General features: G+C 47.9%; 16 protein-coding genes. 2 read left to right on the plus strand and 14 right to left on the minus strand.

Annotation, left to right across the window (positions count from 1 at the left end; translation table 11 throughout):
• Window positions 1–42: 42 nt before the first annotated feature.
• From mutS to AC3WTJ_RS07990, 8 genes are all read right to left on the minus strand, one after another.
• Window positions 43–2,673 (minus strand): DNA mismatch repair protein MutS, encoded by a 2,631-nt coding sequence (gene mutS, locus AC3WTJ_RS07955; RefSeq protein ID WP_492521371.1) that lies wholly within the window; start codon window positions 2,671–2,673, stop codon window positions 43–45.
• Between the two features lie 204 nt (window positions 2,674–2,877).
• A complete protein-coding gene (locus AC3WTJ_RS07960; protein ID WP_492521372.1) occupies window positions 2,878–4,347 on the minus strand; it encodes a putative amidoligase domain-containing protein in 1,470 nt (489 codons plus the stop codon).
• Window positions 4,348–4,455: 108 nt separating this feature from the next.
• Window positions 4,456–5,022, minus strand: coding sequence for an outer spore coat protein CotE (gene cotE, locus AC3WTJ_RS07965; protein WP_127451622.1), 567 nt, complete (start codon window positions 5,020–5,022; stop codon window positions 4,456–4,458).
• A gap of 114 nt (window positions 5,023–5,136) precedes the next feature.
• Window positions 5,137–6,096: an aromatic acid exporter family protein gene (locus AC3WTJ_RS07970; protein ID WP_492521373.1), complete on the minus strand. Its 960-nt coding sequence runs from the start codon at window positions 6,094–6,096 to the stop codon at window positions 5,137–5,139.
• Window positions 6,097–6,165: 69 nt separating this feature from the next.
• Window positions 6,166–7,008, minus strand: a complete 843-nt coding sequence (locus AC3WTJ_RS07975; protein ID WP_492521374.1) for an ABC transporter permease — start codon at window positions 7,006–7,008, stop codon at window positions 6,166–6,168.
• Entirely contained in the window at window positions 7,005–7,775 is a 771-nt protein-coding gene (locus AC3WTJ_RS07980) for an ABC transporter ATP-binding protein (RefSeq protein ID WP_492521375.1), read from the minus strand. The genes AC3WTJ_RS07975 and AC3WTJ_RS07980 overlap by 4 nt, the downstream gene beginning before the upstream one ends.
• A gap of 43 nt (window positions 7,776–7,818) precedes the next feature.
• Window positions 7,819–8,832, minus strand: a complete 1,014-nt coding sequence (locus AC3WTJ_RS07985; RefSeq protein WP_492521376.1) for an ABC transporter substrate-binding protein — start codon at window positions 8,830–8,832, stop codon at window positions 7,819–7,821.
• A 150-nt stretch (window positions 8,833–8,982) separates the two neighbouring features.
• Entirely contained in the window at window positions 8,983–10,503 is a 1,521-nt protein-coding gene (locus AC3WTJ_RS07990) for a carboxypeptidase M32 (RefSeq protein WP_492521377.1), read from the minus strand.
• A 154-nt stretch (window positions 10,504–10,657) separates the two neighbouring features.
• Here AC3WTJ_RS07990 and AC3WTJ_RS07995 point away from each other — a divergent pair, with 154 nt between their 5' ends.
• The gene (locus AC3WTJ_RS07995) at window positions 10,658–10,981 is read left to right on the plus strand and encodes an iron-sulfur cluster biosynthesis family protein (protein ID WP_492521378.1); all 324 of its coding nucleotides are present in this window, start codon (window positions 10,658–10,660) and stop codon (window positions 10,979–10,981) included.
• Between the two features lie 49 nt (window positions 10,982–11,030).
• Complete coding sequence (locus AC3WTJ_RS08000) at window positions 11,031–11,600, plus strand: beta-class carbonic anhydrase (protein WP_492521379.1); 570 nt, start codon at window positions 11,031–11,033, stop codon at window positions 11,598–11,600.
• Between the two features lie 45 nt (window positions 11,601–11,645).
• Here the strand turns inward: AC3WTJ_RS08000 and AC3WTJ_RS08005 are convergent, their stop codons facing one another.
• From AC3WTJ_RS08005 to AC3WTJ_RS08030, 6 genes are all read right to left on the minus strand, one after another.
• The gene (locus tag AC3WTJ_RS08005) at window positions 11,646–12,224 is read right to left on the minus strand and encodes a nitroreductase family protein (RefSeq protein WP_407872252.1); all 579 of its coding nucleotides are present in this window, start codon (window positions 12,222–12,224) and stop codon (window positions 11,646–11,648) included.
• A 577-nt stretch (window positions 12,225–12,801) separates the two neighbouring features.
• On the minus strand, window positions 12,802–14,964 hold the full coding sequence (locus AC3WTJ_RS08010; protein ID WP_492521380.1) for a hypothetical protein: 2,163 nt from the start codon (window positions 14,962–14,964) through the stop codon (window positions 12,802–12,804).
• 23 nt (window positions 14,965–14,987) lie between these two features.
• Window positions 14,988–16,166: an ABC transporter permease gene (locus tag AC3WTJ_RS08015; protein WP_492521381.1), complete on the minus strand. Its 1,179-nt coding sequence runs from the start codon at window positions 16,164–16,166 to the stop codon at window positions 14,988–14,990.
• Window positions 16,163–16,882, minus strand: a complete 720-nt coding sequence (locus AC3WTJ_RS08020) for an ABC transporter ATP-binding protein (protein ID WP_492521382.1) — start codon at window positions 16,880–16,882, stop codon at window positions 16,163–16,165. Before AC3WTJ_RS08020 ends, AC3WTJ_RS08015 begins: the two co-directional genes overlap by 4 nt.
• 27 nt (window positions 16,883–16,909) lie before the next feature.
• On the minus strand, window positions 16,910–18,637 hold the full coding sequence (locus AC3WTJ_RS08025) for an efflux RND transporter periplasmic adaptor subunit (protein WP_492521383.1): 1,728 nt from the start codon (window positions 18,635–18,637) through the stop codon (window positions 16,910–16,912).
• Window positions 18,638–18,652: 15 nt separating this feature from the next.
• The gene (locus AC3WTJ_RS08030) at window positions 18,653–19,255 is read right to left on the minus strand and encodes a hypothetical protein (RefSeq protein ID WP_492521384.1); all 603 of its coding nucleotides are present in this window, start codon (window positions 19,253–19,255) and stop codon (window positions 18,653–18,655) included.
• Between the last annotated feature and the right edge of the window lie 71 nt (window positions 19,256–19,326).

Below are 19,326 nucleotides of genomic sequence, written 5' to 3' on the forward strand. Positions count from 1 at the left end.
CTCCTTGGGTTTTATAAAATGAATAGATGAATGCCATCCGTTTTATTGCAGCTTTTGTTTCCATTCATAGACCAAATTCAGCGCCTGCAGTGGCGTCATATTGATTAAATCAATCCCTTTCAGCTGGTCAATCACCAGCTGAGACTTGGTGTCCGGCTTCTTCTTGCCGGACACAGCCGCTGCGCTGTCCTCCTCGAAGAGGGACAGCTGCTGAATCGGGGCGGGCGCAGGAACGGCGTCCGCCACGGCTGTTGCGGCGGCGACCTGGGCAGAGCCCGCCGCCCGCTCTTCAAAGCCATTCAGCAGCTCGTAGGAGCGCTGAATGATCGTATCCGGCAGCCCGGCGATTTCGGCACAATAAATGCCGTAACTCGTACTTGCTGCCCCAGGAATGAGCTTGCGCAGGAAGGTTACCTGCCTGCCGCTTTCCTTGACCGCCATGCAATGATTGCGCAGATGGCGGAGGCTTTCTTCCAGATGCGCAAGCTCATGGAAGTGGGTCGATACAAGCGTCTTGCAGCCGATACGGTCATGCAAGAACTCGATAACGGCCTGCGCAATCGCCATGCCTTCTCCTGTTGAAGTGCCGCGTCCGAGTTCATCAATGATAACAAGGCTCTTGCTTGTCGCTTTCTCCGTCATCACTTGGATGTCCATCATCTCGACCATGAACGTGCTCTGCCCGCCGATCAAGTCATCCGCCGCTCCGATTCTCGTGAAGATCCGGTCCGTAACCGGAATGCGCGCGGACCTTGCAGGAACGAAACAGCCGATCTGCGCCATCAGGCAGATGACGGCGACTTGCCGCATGTATGTACTTTTACCGGCCATGTTCGGGCCGGTAATGAGCAGGATGCGGCCTTGCTCATCTTCAAGGCGCGTATCGTTCGCGATGAACGAGCCGTCTTGGATAACCGCCTCTACGACAGGGTGGCGGCCTTCTTCTATCTGGAGATCGAAGCCTTCGCCGATCTCAGGCTTGCGGAAATGCTGCGCCGCGCTGACAGCGGCCAGCGATTGGTAGACGTCGGCGGTCGCGATCACCTCCGCCAGCTTCTGCAATCTGGAAATATGCTGGGAAATCCGGTCGCGAAGCTCCGTGAACAGCTCATATTCCAGATCAATCATTTTATCCTGCGCTTCCAGAATGAGCGCTTCTTTCTCTTTGAGCTCCGGCGTGACGTAGCGTTCCGCATTCGCCAGTGTTTGTTTGCGTTCATAGCGGCCTTCTTGAAGCGCCGACATGTTCGCTTTGGTCACCTCGATGAAGTAACCGAACACTTTGTTGTAGCCGATCTTAAGCGATTTAATGCCAGTCGCTTCGCGCTCCTGGCGCTCCAGCTCCGCAATCCACTGCTTCCCGTTGGTGCTGGCCTCACGCAGTTGATCCAGGTAAGGCTGGTAGCCTTCACGGATCATTCCGCCATCCCGAATGGATACCGGAGGCTCGTCAACAATGGCGTTAGAAATCCACGACATTACGTCGTCGCAGACATCCATATTCTCAACAAGCTTTCGCAAGGTTGCAGAACCAGATTGTGCGCAAACTTCCTGCAGCAAGGGCACTTGCTGCAAGGAATGCTTCAAAGCGACCATGTCCCGGGCATTCGCATTGCCATAGGAAATACGCGCTACAAGACGCTCCAAATCGTAGACTTCCTTCAACGCTTGCTTCACGTCATCACGTACGATGAGCTGATTGTAAAGCAAGTCAACAGCTTCCAGACGCTCTTCAATGCGCGAAACGCTCATGAGCGGCTTCTCGATCCAGCGGCGCAGCATCCGTGCGCCCATTGCCGTTACGGTTTTGTCGAGCAGCCAAAGCAAAGAGCCCTTTTTCGCGCGTTCGCGGACTGTTTCTACAAGTTCAAGATTTCTTCGTGTGAAAGGGTCCATCGTCATGAATTGATCAGGTTCATAGACCCTTATATGTTTCACGTGAGTAAGAGCGCGCTTCTGCGTTTCTTTCAAATAAGCCAGCAGTAAAGCCACACCGTTACGACTAAGTGACGATAAACCGGGAAGCGCGGAATCTTCTGCAAAATGCTCGTCCAACAGCTTCTCGTCCGACTGCGTCCACTCGGTTAATACTGTGCTCCGTCCCCAAGTGACACCGGACTCGCGAATTGTCGTTAATAAAGCCGCATCCGTAATAATCTCGGACGGGTTGTACACATTAAGCTCATCTACTACGAGCTCCCAAGATGGAGCCAGCTTCGTCGTATACAACTCGCCGGTTGAAATATCGCATGCCGTAAAGGCATATCCTGCTTCGCGGCTTACCAGAGAAACAATGTAATTGTTGCTGGATTCCCCTAACAGCTTGCTGTCCATGACCGTACCCGGTGTCACAATCCTCACAATTTCGCGGCGGACAACACCTTTGGCCTCAGCAGGATCTTCGACTTGTTCGCAAATCGCAACTTTGTAGCCTTTCTCGATCAAGCGAGACATATAATTCTCAGCCGAGTGATGAGGCACGCCGCACATCGGAATTTTCTCGTCTGCGCCGCCTTCTCTTCCGGTTAAGGTGATTTCCAGCTCACGGGAAGCGTTGATGGCATCTTCAAAAAACATTTCATAAAAATCCCCCAGACGAAAAAACAAAAATGCATCCGGGACCTGTGCCTTCACGGCCAAGTATTGCTGAATCATCGGCGTATATTGGGCCACCTTGCGTTCCTCCAACCAATCACGTTATTCATTAATCTACCACTATGAAACTACTATTTTTCCTTTTCATAGACAGGCAAAATATTAAAAAGCAGTAACCGCTAAAGGTCCATCGCCCGATTACAGCCTACCGGTTGGACAGGCACATTCGGATTTACGAACCTCTAGCGTTAGCCAATCTTCCATCATTTTATAGATAATCTATTATAACATGATTCCTTCTTCAATTGCTTCTTTACGGTTGTACGGAGCAATTTTCCAAGCTTTGCGAATGTCTTCTCTCTCATCCCAAGGTTTCATGGATAGGATTCGCTTACGGAAGCGGTCGAGAACGGCGGCGTGCACCTCATAACCCTTCAACTGCTCTAGATCCTGCCAAAGCTTGGCAACCACACTGTAAAGCCGCTGCTTATCTCCGCTATAATAAGCCGCTTGAATGTCTAGCTCCTGCAGCGGCTGCCTTGCAAGAAGCCAATAATTATCCGCTATAAGCGCAGCAAGCGCGAAAACCCCGCGCGTAATCAAAGGCGAATGCATCCAGCTCGGCAGCGTGCGGTACTCGAAGCCTCCGTGCGACTTTTTGCGGAAGTCGCCGAGAAAACCGTATCTGGGGCGACGTTGGACCGTCGTGTCGCCCTCGATCAAGATCAGAGGCAGCGCGAGGTAGTTATCGAGCGCGCGCAGAAGATGGGCATTCAGCCAGCAGCGGCTGAAGTGAATATGTCCGCCGAGGGGGTAGCCCCCCACCGGCATGCCGCCCGAGAGCCACGCCAGGCTCTCGTCAGGGATGGACCGCGCGGCGAGCTGCATCGTAGACAGCAGGTTCCTCGCCAGCTCGCGCGGGTCTGCGCTGGGCTGCGGTCGCAGCTCCGCCAGCGGCAGGATCAGGCGGTGCCCGCTGAGCACGATGGCATCGCAGCCGACATCGCCTTTCCGCGTCAGGAAGCGGTCGGCGAAGACGACTTCGCCTTGCGGGCTCAGGAGCAGGAACTCGGGATCGGTTCCGAGCATGACCCGCTCCTTGCGCAGCACTTCCTTAGATAGTGCGAGCTCATACCGGTCAATGGCCTGTGCGAATAACTGCGCCAGCTTGTCATTGAGCCTAGGTACCGGATCTACATCCAAAACGACGGTATGCCCGGAGGCCAGAACCCCGATTGTAACCAAACCATAATCCAAACCTAACGCATATATGGCTTTTACCGCCTCACGGCTTGCTCGGCGCACATGAAAGCTGGCTCGGTCCGGCAAGACTTCTATGTAGGCGGAGCTTGCGTTTGCTTGCCGCTGGTTAAACAGCGTTTTCTCAGGCAAGAGCAGCGTTTCTTTTTTCTCGTAAACAATTAGCGTTTGCAAGTGAAAGACAGCCACTTTATATTTGTGAGTAAACGTCGGCGGGGCATCTTTCATCAAACCGCGCTTCTTCAAAGACACTAAGGTCTTTAACCCATGCATGGCCAGCTGCTCATCGCGCTTAGCGCTTGCCTTCGCTCTCAGAATCGCGCGAATTGGCTGCAGCGCCTGCTTCTGTGGCCATTCATCATGAGCGGCTCCCCAATGAATGATGGTCCGTCCCTGCCAATCATCCGGAAGTTTCGTACCGCTCGGAATTTGAATAAGATCAGCCAGCTCCAGCGCTTCTTTCTCCTGTGCGTGCAGTAAAAAAGATTCCATCGAGATTGCCCCTTCTCGTGTAGCCCAAATATGTCTATAAAACAAAAAAGAGGGCAAATGCCCTCTGCCGAACCTGCTACGCCAGCATACACTGGCGTATAGGGTTCATTAATCCAGATCATCTTCAAGAAGTTCGGCATCGAGATCCTCGAAATCTCCATCGCCGCTATCATCGAAGTCCACATGTTTGTCATCGAAATCTCCCGGACCATACGGGCTCACAATGACAAACACTTTCGTTTCGGCAGTGAGCTCGACTTGGAACTCGCGCTCAACCCGAATCACTACGCTGTCGCCGCTTGTAGCGATACTGGCTTCCACACAGTTTGGCTCTTGCGTTGCGACAGCGGATACTTCAGCTGTCGTTGGCTTATGTTTTTTGTCCAGATAGCTTAGTCCGACGACTTCTACATAAGAAACGGTTTCTTTTGCTACGTCTGTTTTCGTGTTGCGATCGTAAGAATACCAGATGTTGATATCATAAGTACCAACTACCTCTACGCCCTCTCCAGATTGGATCGCCTCGAATTGGTTATTAATAATCCAAGCGCCCAATATACTGGTCGGAGAAAAGGGCGGAGTCACGGTATGACTTACATGTGAAAATTTGCGACCTTTACCGCAGACAGCTTTAGTAATGATCTCTCTGCTTTGCAAATCTTTATCTAATGACATCCTTTCAACCTCCTCCATACAATCATTCATTACAAGTGTATGCAGGACAGTAGTCTAGAGTGACAATTATTTTATATTATTTTTACTTCATAAAAATAGGGATATCTGTTAGAGTCAACCCGCCCCCGCGCGGTGTTTTTTTTGCTTTTTGGCAATCGATAAGTACATCTTCAGTTCTCTGTTTAGCAGAAGAATCGCGGATCGGACCTCGAATTCCTCGCGGCTTTCCGGCAGGCTCATCTGTTTATAACGGGCATCCAGCTCTTGCAATTCTTTCTCCGCTTCGCCTGTATAATAGTCTTCCTTCACAGATTGGCTAATATCTTCAAGAATCTTTGCGAGCAGTTCTCCTTGCGGCAAAGCCTGATATACCTGCGCGACCAGAACGAGCATCCGATTCACCGACTCCAGCTGCTCGCCCCTCATATAGAAATAAACCCGCCAGTAGGGTTCTCCTCCGAAAAGAAGCGTATTATCTAACGAGCGTTTGGCAAGCGCGGCACCCAGATCAATTTGTTCACTGACCTCCAGAAGCTCCTTTCCATCCCAAACGATGGAATTATCCCGCAGATGCTTGGCCATATTCATAAAAATGATTGAAAATAAGTCCTCTACTCTTCTTTTCTGGTCCGCCATTGCTTTATCCGCCTTTGGCATGTAAGCAATATTGATAAGTGTAGCAACGCCTAATCCGATAAGAAGTAAAATGATTTCGTTCCATATGGCTGCCCAGGTATCATCCTCATACGCATAAAGATGAAGCAAAACAACGGCTCCGGTCACGGCTCCCTCTGAAATCCGCATGCGATGCAGTACCGGGAATACGAACAGAATGAATAAAACGACGACCCAAATGTGAAAACCCAAGAACCTGAATAACAGGCAGCCCATCAGCAGTGCGAGCATAGAGGAAGCTATGCGGTGCAATGAACTTTCTATTCCTTTTTTCTTCGTTACTTCTATTCCGAGAATAGCTAACAGCCCTGCGGCGGCCGGCGTTTTGATCCCGAATAGATGAGCAAGATACATCGCTATCCCCACCGCAATGGCCGTTTTGAGCACGCGAAAGCCCATAGCGTTTCACCTCTTTACTGGTTGTACTATGGGCTCCATTATTTCATTTTGATTACAAAGTGGCAAGTATTACCGATGTTTTGTCAATCTTTTTTCTAAATTGGATACGATCTGGTACATGAAAGTCGCTACAATCGCAATAACGAACAACGTTGAGATAACCAAAGTAAAATTAAAAACTTGAAAGCCGTATATGATTAAATATCCGAGACCCATTTGAGAGACTAGAAATTCCCCTACAATGACACCGATCCACGCTAGGCCTACATTTACTTTCAAAGTCGAGACAATCGCAGGAAACGATGCGGGTAGAATAACTTTTTGGAATACTGTTCTCTTCGTACCCCCGAATAAGGACACTACTTTCACGTAATTCTGATCAACCTCTTTGAAGCTGCCATAAACAACTAGCGTAGTGATAATGACAGTAATCGAAAGGGTCGTCGCGATGATCGAAAGCAATCCTGGACCCAATCCAACGATAAAAAGAGGCCCTAACGCAACCTTCGGCATACTGTTCAAAACGACGATATAGGGGTCAAGCACCCTGGAAAGAAACGGTGACCACCAAATGACGACAGCCAGTGCAGTGCCGAATAATGTGCCCAGCACAAAACCTATGATTGTCTCGACAACCGTGACACCCACATGAGGAAGCAAGCTCCCGTCCAGCAACTTATCCCAGAGCAGCTTAAATACTTTCGTTGGGTAGCTGAACAGGAGCACATCAATCCATTTTAACCGGGCCGCGACTTCCCACAGAGCAAAAAACACAAGTAGAATGAGGAGTTGAACAAGCCTTACCTGCTTCGTTTCCTTCTTTTTCGATTGAGCAAAACGATTATGAACCTGTTTGCTAAGTGAATCTTCAGTTGCTATATGTTTAGCCGATTGGCGTTGATTTTCTATCATGCGTCATGCCCTCCAAACTCCTGCCAAATCAATCGAAAGAGTGCATGGAAACCTGGCAATTCTCTTGCTTCAAAAGGGACTGATGTGCGGATTTCATCTGGAATACGAAATTCTTGCCGTATCCGACCCGGGTTAGGATCCAGGACAATAATGCGGTCGCTCATCGCAATGGCCTCAGAAATGTCATGCGTTACAAGGAGCGCTGTTTTCTTCTTGGCTTGCAGCGTTTCCACCACCAAATCTTCCAGCTGAAGCTTCGTCTGGTAATCAAGTGCAGAGAACGGTTCATCCAACAGCAGCAGCTCGGGCTCGGTAGCAAGTGTGCGGACCAAAGCGACCCGTTGGCGCATCCCCCCGGAAAGCTGAGAAGGATAATAATCCTTGAAGCTGTACAGCCCCATCTCTTCCAGCAAGTGAAGCACGTTTTGCTTCTTCTCTTTGGTCAAAACACCTGCAATCTCTAATCCCATGCAGGCATTATCTTCAATCGTCCGCCAAGGGAACAGATAGTCCTGCTGCAGCATGTAACCGACCCTTGTCGATGGACCTTGCACCATGTTCCCAGCGACCGTCACAGTGCCCACGGTCGGCCGAATCAGGCCGGCAATGATCGACAAGAGAGTCGTCTTCCCACAGCCGCTTGGTCCGATGAGACTTACAAATTCGCCGCGCGCTACCGCAAAATCGATCCCCTGCACAGCAAGTGTCGCCCTCTCTTCGGTCACGTAGACTTGAGTTACATTTTGAACCGTCACAGCTGAATCCATGTTCGTACCCCCTCTCGCCTTTCATTGCCTTCCCACGTTCTTCTTAAGGTTTTACAGTCGATTTGGCTTTCTCAGCAAATGTGTTGTTCACCAGCGTTTTCCAAGCCACCTTTTCCTTCAACTCGCCTGCAGAAGTCATGACATCGAGCAAATTGTTCCATTCCTGCTCATCGACGATACCGTCTGTGGCAAACGAACCTTGCTCTTTGTAACGTTTAACAACACTTTTTACGATTTCAACATCGATATCTTTAAAATAAGGCAAAACGGCATTCGTGATTTCATCTACACTTTTCGCCGCAACCCATAGCTGTGCACGTTGGATCGCATTCGTGAACTTTTGAACCGTACCCGGATTTTGCTTGATAAAGCTTTGTTTGGTCATGAATACTGTGTATGGCAGGTGACCGCTCTCGACGCCAAAGGAAGCCAGCACGAATCCTTTTCCTTCTTTCTCAACAATCGATGCCTGCGGTTCAAACAACTGCACATATTCTCCGGTTCCCGACGAATAAGCCGAAGCGATGTTCGCAAAATCGATGTTTTGAATCAGCTGCAGATCTTTCTTAGGGTCGATGTTGTGCTTCTTAAGCGTGAACTCCCCGGCCATCTGTGGCATTCCGCCTTTTCTTTGGCCGAGAAATACAGAACCCTTGAGTGAATTCCAATCAAATTGATCCACTTTCTTGCGAGCCACGAGGAAAGTCCCGTCCGTTTGCGTTAATTGTGCAAAATTAATAACGGGATCATCTGAACCTTGCTGCGACACATAAATGGACGTTTCCGAGCCAACCAGCGCCACATCGATGGCATTAGAGAGCAAAGCCGTCATGGTTTTGTCGCCGCCAGGTGTTGTTGTAAGCTCTACATCAAGGCCTTCATCCTTGAAGAAGCCCTGTGACAGCGCCACATACTGTGGTGCATAAAATAATGATCGCGTTACTTCACCAATGCGAACCTTGGTTGTTTCCGTGCTTTTCGTTCCGCAAGCCGAAACGATGCTGCTGAGCAGCAAGACCACGGATAAAGCCACTCCCCATTTTTTCCGAATCTTCATACGACGTCCCTCCGCTAAAGTAGTAATCTATCCTATGCAGGAGCCCAGAAGACGGTTAATGGCAACTTTTGGCTAAATTGTTTGTTGCAGCACAAAAAAAGCAGCACCCCTAGACAGTTGTCACTGTCGAAGGATGCTGCACTTCTGCTTTTATATGCCGTAGACCGACTTATACTTTTCTTCCAAATACTGAACCAAATACTCGGGGTTCAACTCTTCGCCCGTTACTTGGCGAATAATTTCGTTTGGCGTCAGCAGTTTTCCATGCTTATATACTTTCTCTGTGAGCCATTCCTTAATCGGCGCCAGATTGCCTTCGGCAATCAGAGTTTCGAAAGCCGGCAGCTCTTTACGTAAAGTTTGCGTAAATTGTGCGGCATACATGTTGCCGAGCGCGTAGGATGGGAAGTAGCCGAACGCTCCGCCTGACCAGTGCACATCTTGCAGCACGCCTTCGCCATCATTTGCCGGAGTAACGCCCAAATACTCTTCATATTTGGCATTCCAGGCCGCAGGCAGATCCGCTACCGCGATGGTTCCGTTAAACAGCCCTTTTTCCAGCTCATAACGAATCATGATATGTAAGTTGTACGTCAGTTCATCCGCTTCAATACGGATTAGGGATGGTTCAATGTGGTTAATCGCCTTATAAAACGTATCGACATCCACTTGATCGATTTGCGGAGAGAACGTCGTTTGCAGTTCACCATAGTATCTGTCCCAGAACGCTTTGCTGCGGCCAATCACATTTTCCCAGAAACGGGACTGTGACTCGTGAATGCCCATGGAGGTTCCGGTGCACAGGTTCGTACCTACCAAATCGTCGGAAATGTTCTGCTCATACAGCGCATGTCCGCCTTCATGAATCGTTCCGAATAATGCGGAAGTGATATCGTTAGGTAAATAGCGCGTTGTAATCCGCACATCTCCTGGATTCAGCGCCGTCGCGAACGGATGCACCGTTTCGTCCAACCGGCCAGCTTCGAAATCGTACTGCATTTGCTTCAAAATCGAAAGTGAAAATTGTTTCTGTTTGCTGATCTCGAATTGTTGATCCAGGAAAGAGCGATCCGGCTGATTTGGAGACGCTTGGATACGCTGCAGCAAAGGAACTGCTTTTTCTCGCAAAGCCCCGAAGACCTCATCCAGCTTCTCAACTGTCATGCCAGGTTCATACATTTCAAGGAGCGTGTTATATTTATGTCCTTCATATCCCCATAGTTCAATAAACTCTTGGGTTGTCGCCACAATTTTCTCCAAATACGGCTGGAACGAATCCCAATCGGAATTGTGCTTGGCCTCTTCCCAAGCGGATTCAGCTTGCGATGTCAGCACGACATAGGCTTGATATTTCTCGGCAGGTATCTTTTTGGAGCGATCATATTCTTTTTTGCACTCTTCAACCATCTTTCTCGAAATGGCATCCAGTTGTTCAAGCTCAGAAGGCCGCGTGAAAAAAGCAACATATTCGCCCATTTCATCAGAAGTGGACATCCGGAATACTTCGGTGGAGAGCTCTCCGACTACTTCAGAGCGTGTTCCAATGCCCTTTTTCGGGGCACCAGTCCGCATATCCCAATAAATTAGGGCGATAGCTTCCTCGTACTGCTTCATTTTACGAACATAGGCTTTGAACGATTCTAGCTTGGCTGTGGCAGTTTGCACACTCATGCTTCAAAACTCCTCCCATCAATTTCTATTTTCATCATACTTCGTCCCTTCCACAGAATCAAATTTATTGAACTTGTGTTAAAATAATGACTAGCCATTATTTTTAATGCGAGTTCAATTCATTGTCAAACAACATTGTGAGGAGATAACATCCATGAAAATTACATTTACTGATTCAGCAATTGAGCGATTAACCCCATATATGGGCCAAGGTGACGCCCAATTGAAGCTTGTTTTTGATACTGAAGGATGCGGTTGTTCCGTTAACGGAGTGCCGACGCTCTGGCTGGTTTCTGAAGAAACTCAACAGGATTTAACTGCCGAAACCAATGCTTTTAAGCTGATCTATAACAGCAAGGATGAAATTTTTTATGAAGCTAATATGAAAATTGACTTTTCTGAAGGAAATAAATCCTATATACTGAAGAGTAATAATCAGATTTACAATGCGGGTATGAGCTTGGTCGACAAAAGATAAAGCTGCATGAACATATAAGCAGCACAATAACTTACCTGGAGGAGAAACCATGTCTTTGATTAGTGAAATTTTGAATTACAATGAACAATTTGTTGCAAAAGAGGAGTACAAAGAATTTCTGACTACGAAGTTTCCAGACAAAAAAATGGTTGTTCTAACATGTATGGATACGCGTTTAGTCGAACTATTGCCTAAGGCGATGAATTTGCACAACGGTGATGCCAAAATCATCAAAAATGCCGGAGCCATTGTCTCCCACCCATTTGGCAGTATTATGCGCAGTATCATTGTAGCTGTTTATGAGCTCGATGCAGATGAAGTATTCGTAATCGGCCATTACGATTGCGGGATGACGGGGCTGAATTCGGACAAGGTGATCGCAAGCGCCAAAAAACGCGGCATTTCCGACGATGTCATCACAACGCTCGGCCATTCCGGTATCGATTTGTCAAGCTGGTTGACAGGCTTTGACCATGCTCGAGAAGGGATCGAGAAAAGCGTAAATATTATTCGCAATCATCCGCTGCTTCCCAAAAACTTACCGGTTCACGGTTTGATTATTGACCCGCAAACGGGAAGATTAGATTTAATCAAAGATGGCTATCAGGATGTTGAATAAGCACGATATAAAACCTCACGGGAAACCGTGAGGTTTTTTGCTTTTCTATACGGACTCTTTAATAATCAGCTTCTCTCTTGCATCGGTCCGTGGCCTCACAGCCGGTACTTGCTCCGGGTACCCGATATGCAGCAAGCCTACAATTTTCTCTCCTGGCTTAACGCCTACCGCCTCGCGGAAGTTCGGACTGTGAATAAACGGGTTCGTTTTCCAAACAACGCCAATCCCCGCTTCCCATGCAGCCAGCTGAAAATTTTGTATCAAGCAGCAAACGCAGGCGAAATCTTCTTCCCACTGTTTCTGCCTTGGATCTTCGTTCATGACGACAACGAGATGGGCAGGGATTTGCATGAAATAGTCCAGTTTCTGCGCAGCGAGCCTTTCTTTCTCCTCCGCCGTGTAAGTGCGGATCATAGCTTCAGCAAGGGGCTTACGCGCCTCGCCTTTGTATAAAATGAACCTCCATGGCTCCCTTAGGCCATGTGTTGGCGCCCATACGGCTACATTAAGCAGCTCAGTTATAAGGTCCGTGTCGATGGGATCGCTTTTAAATGCGCGGACAGAACGTCTGTCTTTAATCAGTTCGCTGATTGCGCCTAATTTCTCATTTTGCATAGTATTCATCGTGCTTGTGCCTCCAATTTGGTTAGACTCTTGCTTCAACGTACAAATTGCCTCAACATACAAATATAAGTGCTATTCGGCTACGCAAATCAATACGCAAACGATCATGATAATCATTCTCATTTTCGCAAAAGGATATCTAACTGTCAATCTTTTTCATGCCATTCTCTTCCATTAGTTTGACTTGGAACTATGCCCTTCCTTCCACTCATCATCCATCACCATTACCTATCAACCTTCACCAAATTCGACTACAACAATATTCTATGTTGTACTCTGTGCAAGCATTTGGCTGCAATTGGGCCACAGAGTGCCTCTATATTGTATTTCTTACAGCGATTCAAGCACTAAATCACTTACAAGTCACCTATTCGCAACAAATCGTTGTATAATGTGCAACGAAGGATCACATTCATGATCAGATCACGCCATATTGTTGTATAAAATGCAACATACGCCTTCAAATTTGCAGCTCATCCGTCTCAAGTTACTCCGCCAACGAACATAAAAATGAGGGTAAGCCGTAGCTCCCCCCCCCCAAAAAAAAATGCCCATCCCCAAGGGATGAGCACCTTCTTTACATAATCAACGTCTTCACCAAACGTTTCGCGTCACCGCTCGGTGTAGTAACAACCTCGTAAAGATTAATTTTAACATTCGTGTTCAGTTGTTCGGATTTAATTGAACCAAAATCGATAAACTGGATGCCTGACATAATTTTGTCCTGGCCTACGAAGCTCATGGTCTTGGTGCTAAGCAGGCGGTCTTCGGAATCGACAACATCGAAGACGAGGGATGAGAAGTTAGCGTCCGTAATGACCTGCTCTTGACGTTTCACATCCAAATCCAAGCGCAGACGGTATGCGTAGGATTGATCTTTACTATAAGTTGCGCTGACACTGTAATCGTTAATTGCAATGCTAAATGGATACAAGGATACGGCACCGGTTGTTGGCACTGGTTGGACAGCTGTTTTGTAGGAGCCGATCGCTAAACGATTGGCATCATATAAGTTAAGCGCCAACTTATCTGCCGTTTCTGTACCAGGCACCAGGTAGGAGTAATTCAACACATAGCTGGTGTTCGGTGCGATTGTCTTCGCAACGGTAGACTGTCGTTCACCCGAATAAGTAAAGCCTTCATCGTTGGTCAAATCGGTTTGGAAATCCGGTAAATTCAACGATGTCGTCCCTTTATTTGTCAGTTTATATTTGGCAACGACGGTTTTGAAGCCGAAGTCCGTATTCTCGCTCATTCCAAGCTCTACAAGCGATACATCAATATTCGAGTCAATGAGCGTATTGGACGACAGTTTGAATGGCGTACCGAGCGTGTAATCTGCCGCCGAAGTATAAGAAGAGTTCTCTCCGCCTTGTCTAGCTCCAGCCAGTGTCGTGATTGTAACCGGTAGCGACGCTGTTTTGCTATTGCCAGAATTACTGGAATTGCCTGCATTCGTTGTATTCCCTGTATCGGAAGATCCTGAACCAGTTCCCGTATCTGTGTTCGTTTGCGTACTGTTATTTGCCGTACCTTGTTTCTCTGAAACAACCAGTTGCAAAGCATCTGTGCTCAGACCGGCTGGCAAAATACCGGAGAAGCGGAAGGTTGTCGATTCATTTGGCGATAAGTAGGATGTCCGAGCGGCATTATCCGAAGACGTAACCGCCACACTGCCGCGAAGTGCTTGAAACGAAGCAGACAAGTTAGGAATCGTTATGATGCCGTCACTTTTGTTCGTCAATGTGACATTGGCTTGAAGATGCAGCCCATCCGATTGTTTGTTAGCCGCGGCCCACGTTGTTGTGATATGTAGCCCCTCTAAATCTGCATCCGGGTATTGGGTGTCGTCGCCGATCTTGCCAACCACGAATGATTTGGCTACGTTTAATGACCCGAGCACCGTCGTTTTCACTTTGCCTTTTGGCGAGAAAAGCAGGGATAACCCGTTCGCATCCAGGGATGCCGGAACCGCTGTTTGAATGGTTGTTTTAACAGGCTGCTGCGGCAGCAAGGTTTGACCTGATCCCGAGATAAACTGGGAGACGTAAGTCAATCCCTTGCTATCTTGTAAATTAAGTTCAAGTGCATCCGGCAGCTTAAGGGTCGTATTGCTTAAATTTTCCAACGTTAAGTCTGAATAAATCAACCAGGCACCGTCTTTGTAAACTTTGTAGCTATTGCCTAGCTGAGCTGTCACTGTAGCATCATCTGCGAAGGTAGTATCTACCTCCTGTAGATTAATGGCGGCTTGCTGAACCACGGATTGTCCCGCTTCATTCATGGCGGCTTCTACGGATAAAGCCCCGATATCGTGCATCGTATTGTAGTTCCATTCGAAGATATCCACTTTGAGTTGACCCGGTGTCAGATTCGCCGGTATTTCGGAGCTAAATTTGAAAGTGCCGGTTTCCCCTGCTTGCACACGGCCATTGACTTTCTCACTCAGTTTAGCCGTATAGGAAACACCATTCGTATCCATAACTTTGACACCATAATTGTTAAAATCCACAGGCGAAGCGCTGTTATTGTTCAGCCCAAGAGAGAAACGAAGGGAACCGTCGTCCGCTCCCGAGGACAAGGAAACCTTGTCTAATGTAAAGTAGACGGAATCGCTCAGGAAGACGCCTTCCTTGCCAGCGAAAGCCGATGTGGCCAGAGGTAGTGTCAGGAAGCTTGCAGCCGTTAGCAATAGTGCTGAGCGGCTAAGCAAGCCTTTCATTTTAAGATGTTGCTTCACAGGTAGTCCTCCTCTTTTGTTCATCAATCAGATCGTAAGGCGTCAATCGGACGCAGTTTGGATGCTTTGTTGGCCGGATATAAACCGAAGATAACACCGACCAATACGGAAAATAAAAAGGCATATAAACTAATATCCAGGGAGAGGCTAGTCGTTTGTTTCGGGCTGAAATAAGGCAGTGCGTAGGATAAACCGATCCCTAATCCAAGCCCGATAAGTCCGCCAAGCCCACTGATGACGACAGCTTCGACAAGAAATTGGAGCAAAATATTGCGCCTTTTGGCACCGATGGATTTACGAATCCCGATTTCTCGCGTCCGTTCACTGACCGTCACCAACATAATGTTCATAATTCCGATACCGCCGACGAGCAAGGAAATAAGTGCGACAGCTACTAATTGATTCGTAAGTGTGTTCGTTGCTTCAGTCCGTGCCTTGAGCAGCTCATCCTGATTCGTTAGCACGAAACCCGTATCGCTTTTGAATTTATAAGTCAAATATTGCTTCATCGTTTCTTGAGCGGTGTAAATATCTTCTTTGGTTGGCGCTTCAACGTAGGTCGTACGAATTTGCCCCAGCTTGAACACACGTCTGGCCGATTCCAGTGGCACAATGATAGAGCTGTCTACCGAGGCTCCTCCAATATTAGAACCTTTGGCTTCTAGGGTCCCGATAACACTGAACACAGCGCCATCGATATTGATTTCCTCTCCCACTGGATCCAAAGTGCCAAAAAATGTCTTCGCCACTTCGCTCCCGAGAATGGCCACATTGGAACGAAACTCAAGATCCGTCGGCGACAAGTTGCGGCCCTTATCGACTTTCGCTTTAATAATGTCCAAATATCGATCATTGGTTCCAAGTACGTTGTACTTCTCTTGCGTACGGTCATATTTAACGTTGGAGCCATTCTTCGTCATTGTAGGCGCAATGGATTTGAATTCTTCAAAATTCTCGAAATTCATCAGTTCATCATAATCCAACTGCGTCGCACGACCGTTTCCTGTCGCTGTAACAACGAGAAGATTCGTCCCCATATTTTCATACTGCTTGGCGATTTGTTCCGAAGTTCCTTGCCCGATGGACACTAGCGTCACGACAGAGCTGACTCCGATAATAACCCCCAGCATCGTCAGAAAGGTCCGCAGCGGACTGGAGACAATCGTCTGCAGCGACATCCTGAGCAGTTCACTTACCTTCATACGCTCACCTCTTGCTTAACATCGCTTTTGTCAGCGTTATTCCGGTAATCATCAATGATGACGCCGTCACGAAGGGCAACGACACGCTTAGCATTATCGGCAATATGATGATCATGGGTAATCAGAACGATGGTATTTCCCTGCGCATTCAGCTGCAATATTAACTCCAGAACCTCTTCCCCCGTCCGGGAATCCAATGCTCCTGTCGGCTCATCCGCCAAGATAAGCGATGGCGAAATCGCAAGGGCTCGGGCGATCGCCACACGTTGTTGTTGACCACCGGATAACTCGCTAGGCTTATGATGGCCCCGCTCGCCCATCCCAAGCATTTTGAGCATTTCGTGTGCCCGCTCCCGCCGTTCTTTTCTTGGAATTCCTGCATAAATCATCGGAAGCTCTACATTTTCCATCGCGGATAAACGGGGCAATAGGTTAAATTGTTGAAAAATAAAGCCGATCTTTTGATTACGAAGCGCAGCGAGTTCATTATCACTCATACGTTCGGTTACGACACCGTCCAGGATATAGCTTCCCGACGTCGGAACGTCCAAGAGCCCAATGGTATTCATCAGCGTAGATTTACCGGATCCACTGGGCCCGATGATGGCTACGAAGTCGCCTTCTTCAACAGTTAGCGATATCCCCCGCAGGATAGGTAGATCTTCTGAACCGCGCTTATAGGTTTTGACAATATCTTTTAGCTCGATAATATTCATACCGCACTAACTCCTTTCCCGGCAGTGTTATCTGTTACCGCCGCCTCCACCACCGCCGTTAGTCCGGGTAGCTCCGCCTGCGCCGCCACCACCGCCGCCGCCTTGGAATCCACCTGCGCCACCGCCGCCAAACCCGCCGGCTCCACCTGCTCCGCCGTTTTGTTGGAACTGCTGCCTTAAGCGGTTAATTTCGTCCTGGCTGAGGTTTTGTTGTCTTTTTACTGCAGTAGGAAGAACAACTTTATCTCCTTCACTCAGACCTTCCGTGATTTCAATTTGCGTTTTCGAGCGAATCCCGATTTTTACCTCATGATCAGGTTCAACCGTTCCATCCGCTTTTTTTAATGTGACAATGCGCTTACCTTTTTGCAGCTGCAGCGCTTCAGGAGGTATGTAAATCACATCTTTCTTGTCTTGAATCAGAATTTCACCTGTAGCCGTCATGCCGTATTTCAATACATTATCTTTGTTATCAGCAGCGAGTACGACATCATAAGCCGTTACACCGTTCGTTGTTGTACCCACAGAAGAAATTTGCGTTACTTCCGCCGGGAAAATGCGGCCAGGGTAAGCATCAACCTTGATTTCAGCCTTCATCCCAAGCTTAACGTTAGGCAAGTCTAACTCATCTACCTGTACCGGAAGCTGCATTTTGGCAATACTCGCAACGGCTCCTAACTGCATACCGCTGGTTACCTTGGTTCCTACTTGTAAAAGACTAAGAATATCATTGCGTTTGTTAACAAAGTCCGTTGAGAATACACCATCAAATGGCGCTAAAATTTTAAGTCCATCCACCTTGTCTTGCGCCGATTCCACTTTCAGCTTCGCACGCTCAAGAGCAGACTGTTTCGAGAGAATATCATCGCCGATCGTATCATTCGCGAACGTTGCAAGCAAATCACCTTGACGAACCATATTGCCTGTTTTTAAAGGCATCGTAGCCACATTGCCGGTTGTGCCTGCCAAGACAGTTGTGACTTTCACATATTGAAGCGCAGCTTTCGCTTGCGAATCAACCGCACGCCCGCCGATTGTCACGCTGCCCAACACGCTCGTACCTGCATCCATGGAGTTATCATTGGGAATGGCAACATCAATATCGACGACTTTACCGCCTTTTCCATCCGATTTCGGGTCTTTAGAAATGCTTTGAATCTTGCCTGTTTTCGTTATCATATAGCCATCTATCGTAATATCAACAGGATCGCCGTTGTGCAGCTGGGCAGCATCCTCTACAAAAAATGGCAGCGTCACCGTCAAGTTGTTTACATCGGAAATGGTGGCAATTTTAGTCGACTTGTTAATCGTAGCTCCTTCCTCCAGGTTCGTGGCATAGGTTAGTTTCCCGCTAACGGGAGCCTTAACAGCCATTAATCCTTGTTGAGCCATCAAAGAATCCAAGTCCTTCTGCGTTTGCTCGTAAGTCAACTGGGCATCCTGCAAATCACTTTCCAAGCTTGTACTCGTCAATTCTAAAAGTACATCCCCGGCCTTCACCGCCAGGTTCCGTTTTAGATTAATGGATTTAATGTCCGAATCAACCGGGACAGAGATCGTTTGTGTATCTTTGGGTTCGAATTGGGCTGTACCGGAAACGGAAGAACGGATATTGCCTTTTTTAACCTCGTAAATAGCCTCCTTCACGTCCGCTGCTTTGCTTTTCTTACCTTTCGTCAAATAAACATAAGTGCCGCTTCCGCAGACGATTACCGCGATCAAAATTATAAACCACTTACTGCGATACCATTTCATGAAGTAACTTCCTCCTTAGAGTTTGGACATGAGTAATTCCATTAACTGCTGCTCTACGCTGATCCCCATGCTTCGAGGATCGAACTGGTTTTCTCCATGCTCACGGTCAATGAAGTCTGACTCTGCCTGTCGATCGGTTTTTCTTTTTTGCATAAAAGCTTTCACCCGCTTCTCTCGTTCTTCGGAAGAGAGCTCATCCCCCTGGTTGCCCGAACGCTCAGCAAATCGCGCCTTTTCTTGTTTGGATTGTTCCTCTAGAAAAGCAATTTGATCTGCGGTCAAGCCACCAAGAACAAGCTTGCGTTCGGATTCGTTCATGCTTCCTTCATCTATGCTTTTACGGACCAATGGAAGAATCGTCTCTGCTTGCTTAGCAGTAATGGACAAATTGGTATGCCGGTCCATAAGAAGCAGTTCCTGAGAGAACATGACCAGCTGCATTTCCTTCACATTCTGGACGTCTTCTGTGGAATTTTCTTCGGGGAGAGCTTGCTCGGTTATGGGGGGCGATGTGATCACGGCTTGCGTTGTGGAAAGATCCGGCAAATGAGTCTGACAACCACCCAATAGGAAGGAAAAAAGCGTCAAACCCATAGCTGCTTTCCAAGTGTACTTCATCAAACATACACCTCCAAGACAAAAAATCCTGTCCAATAGGATCAGGATACATTTCAAACATGAAATAAGTT

The organism is Paenibacillus sp. FW101-FHT12H11 (assembly GCF_058790355.1).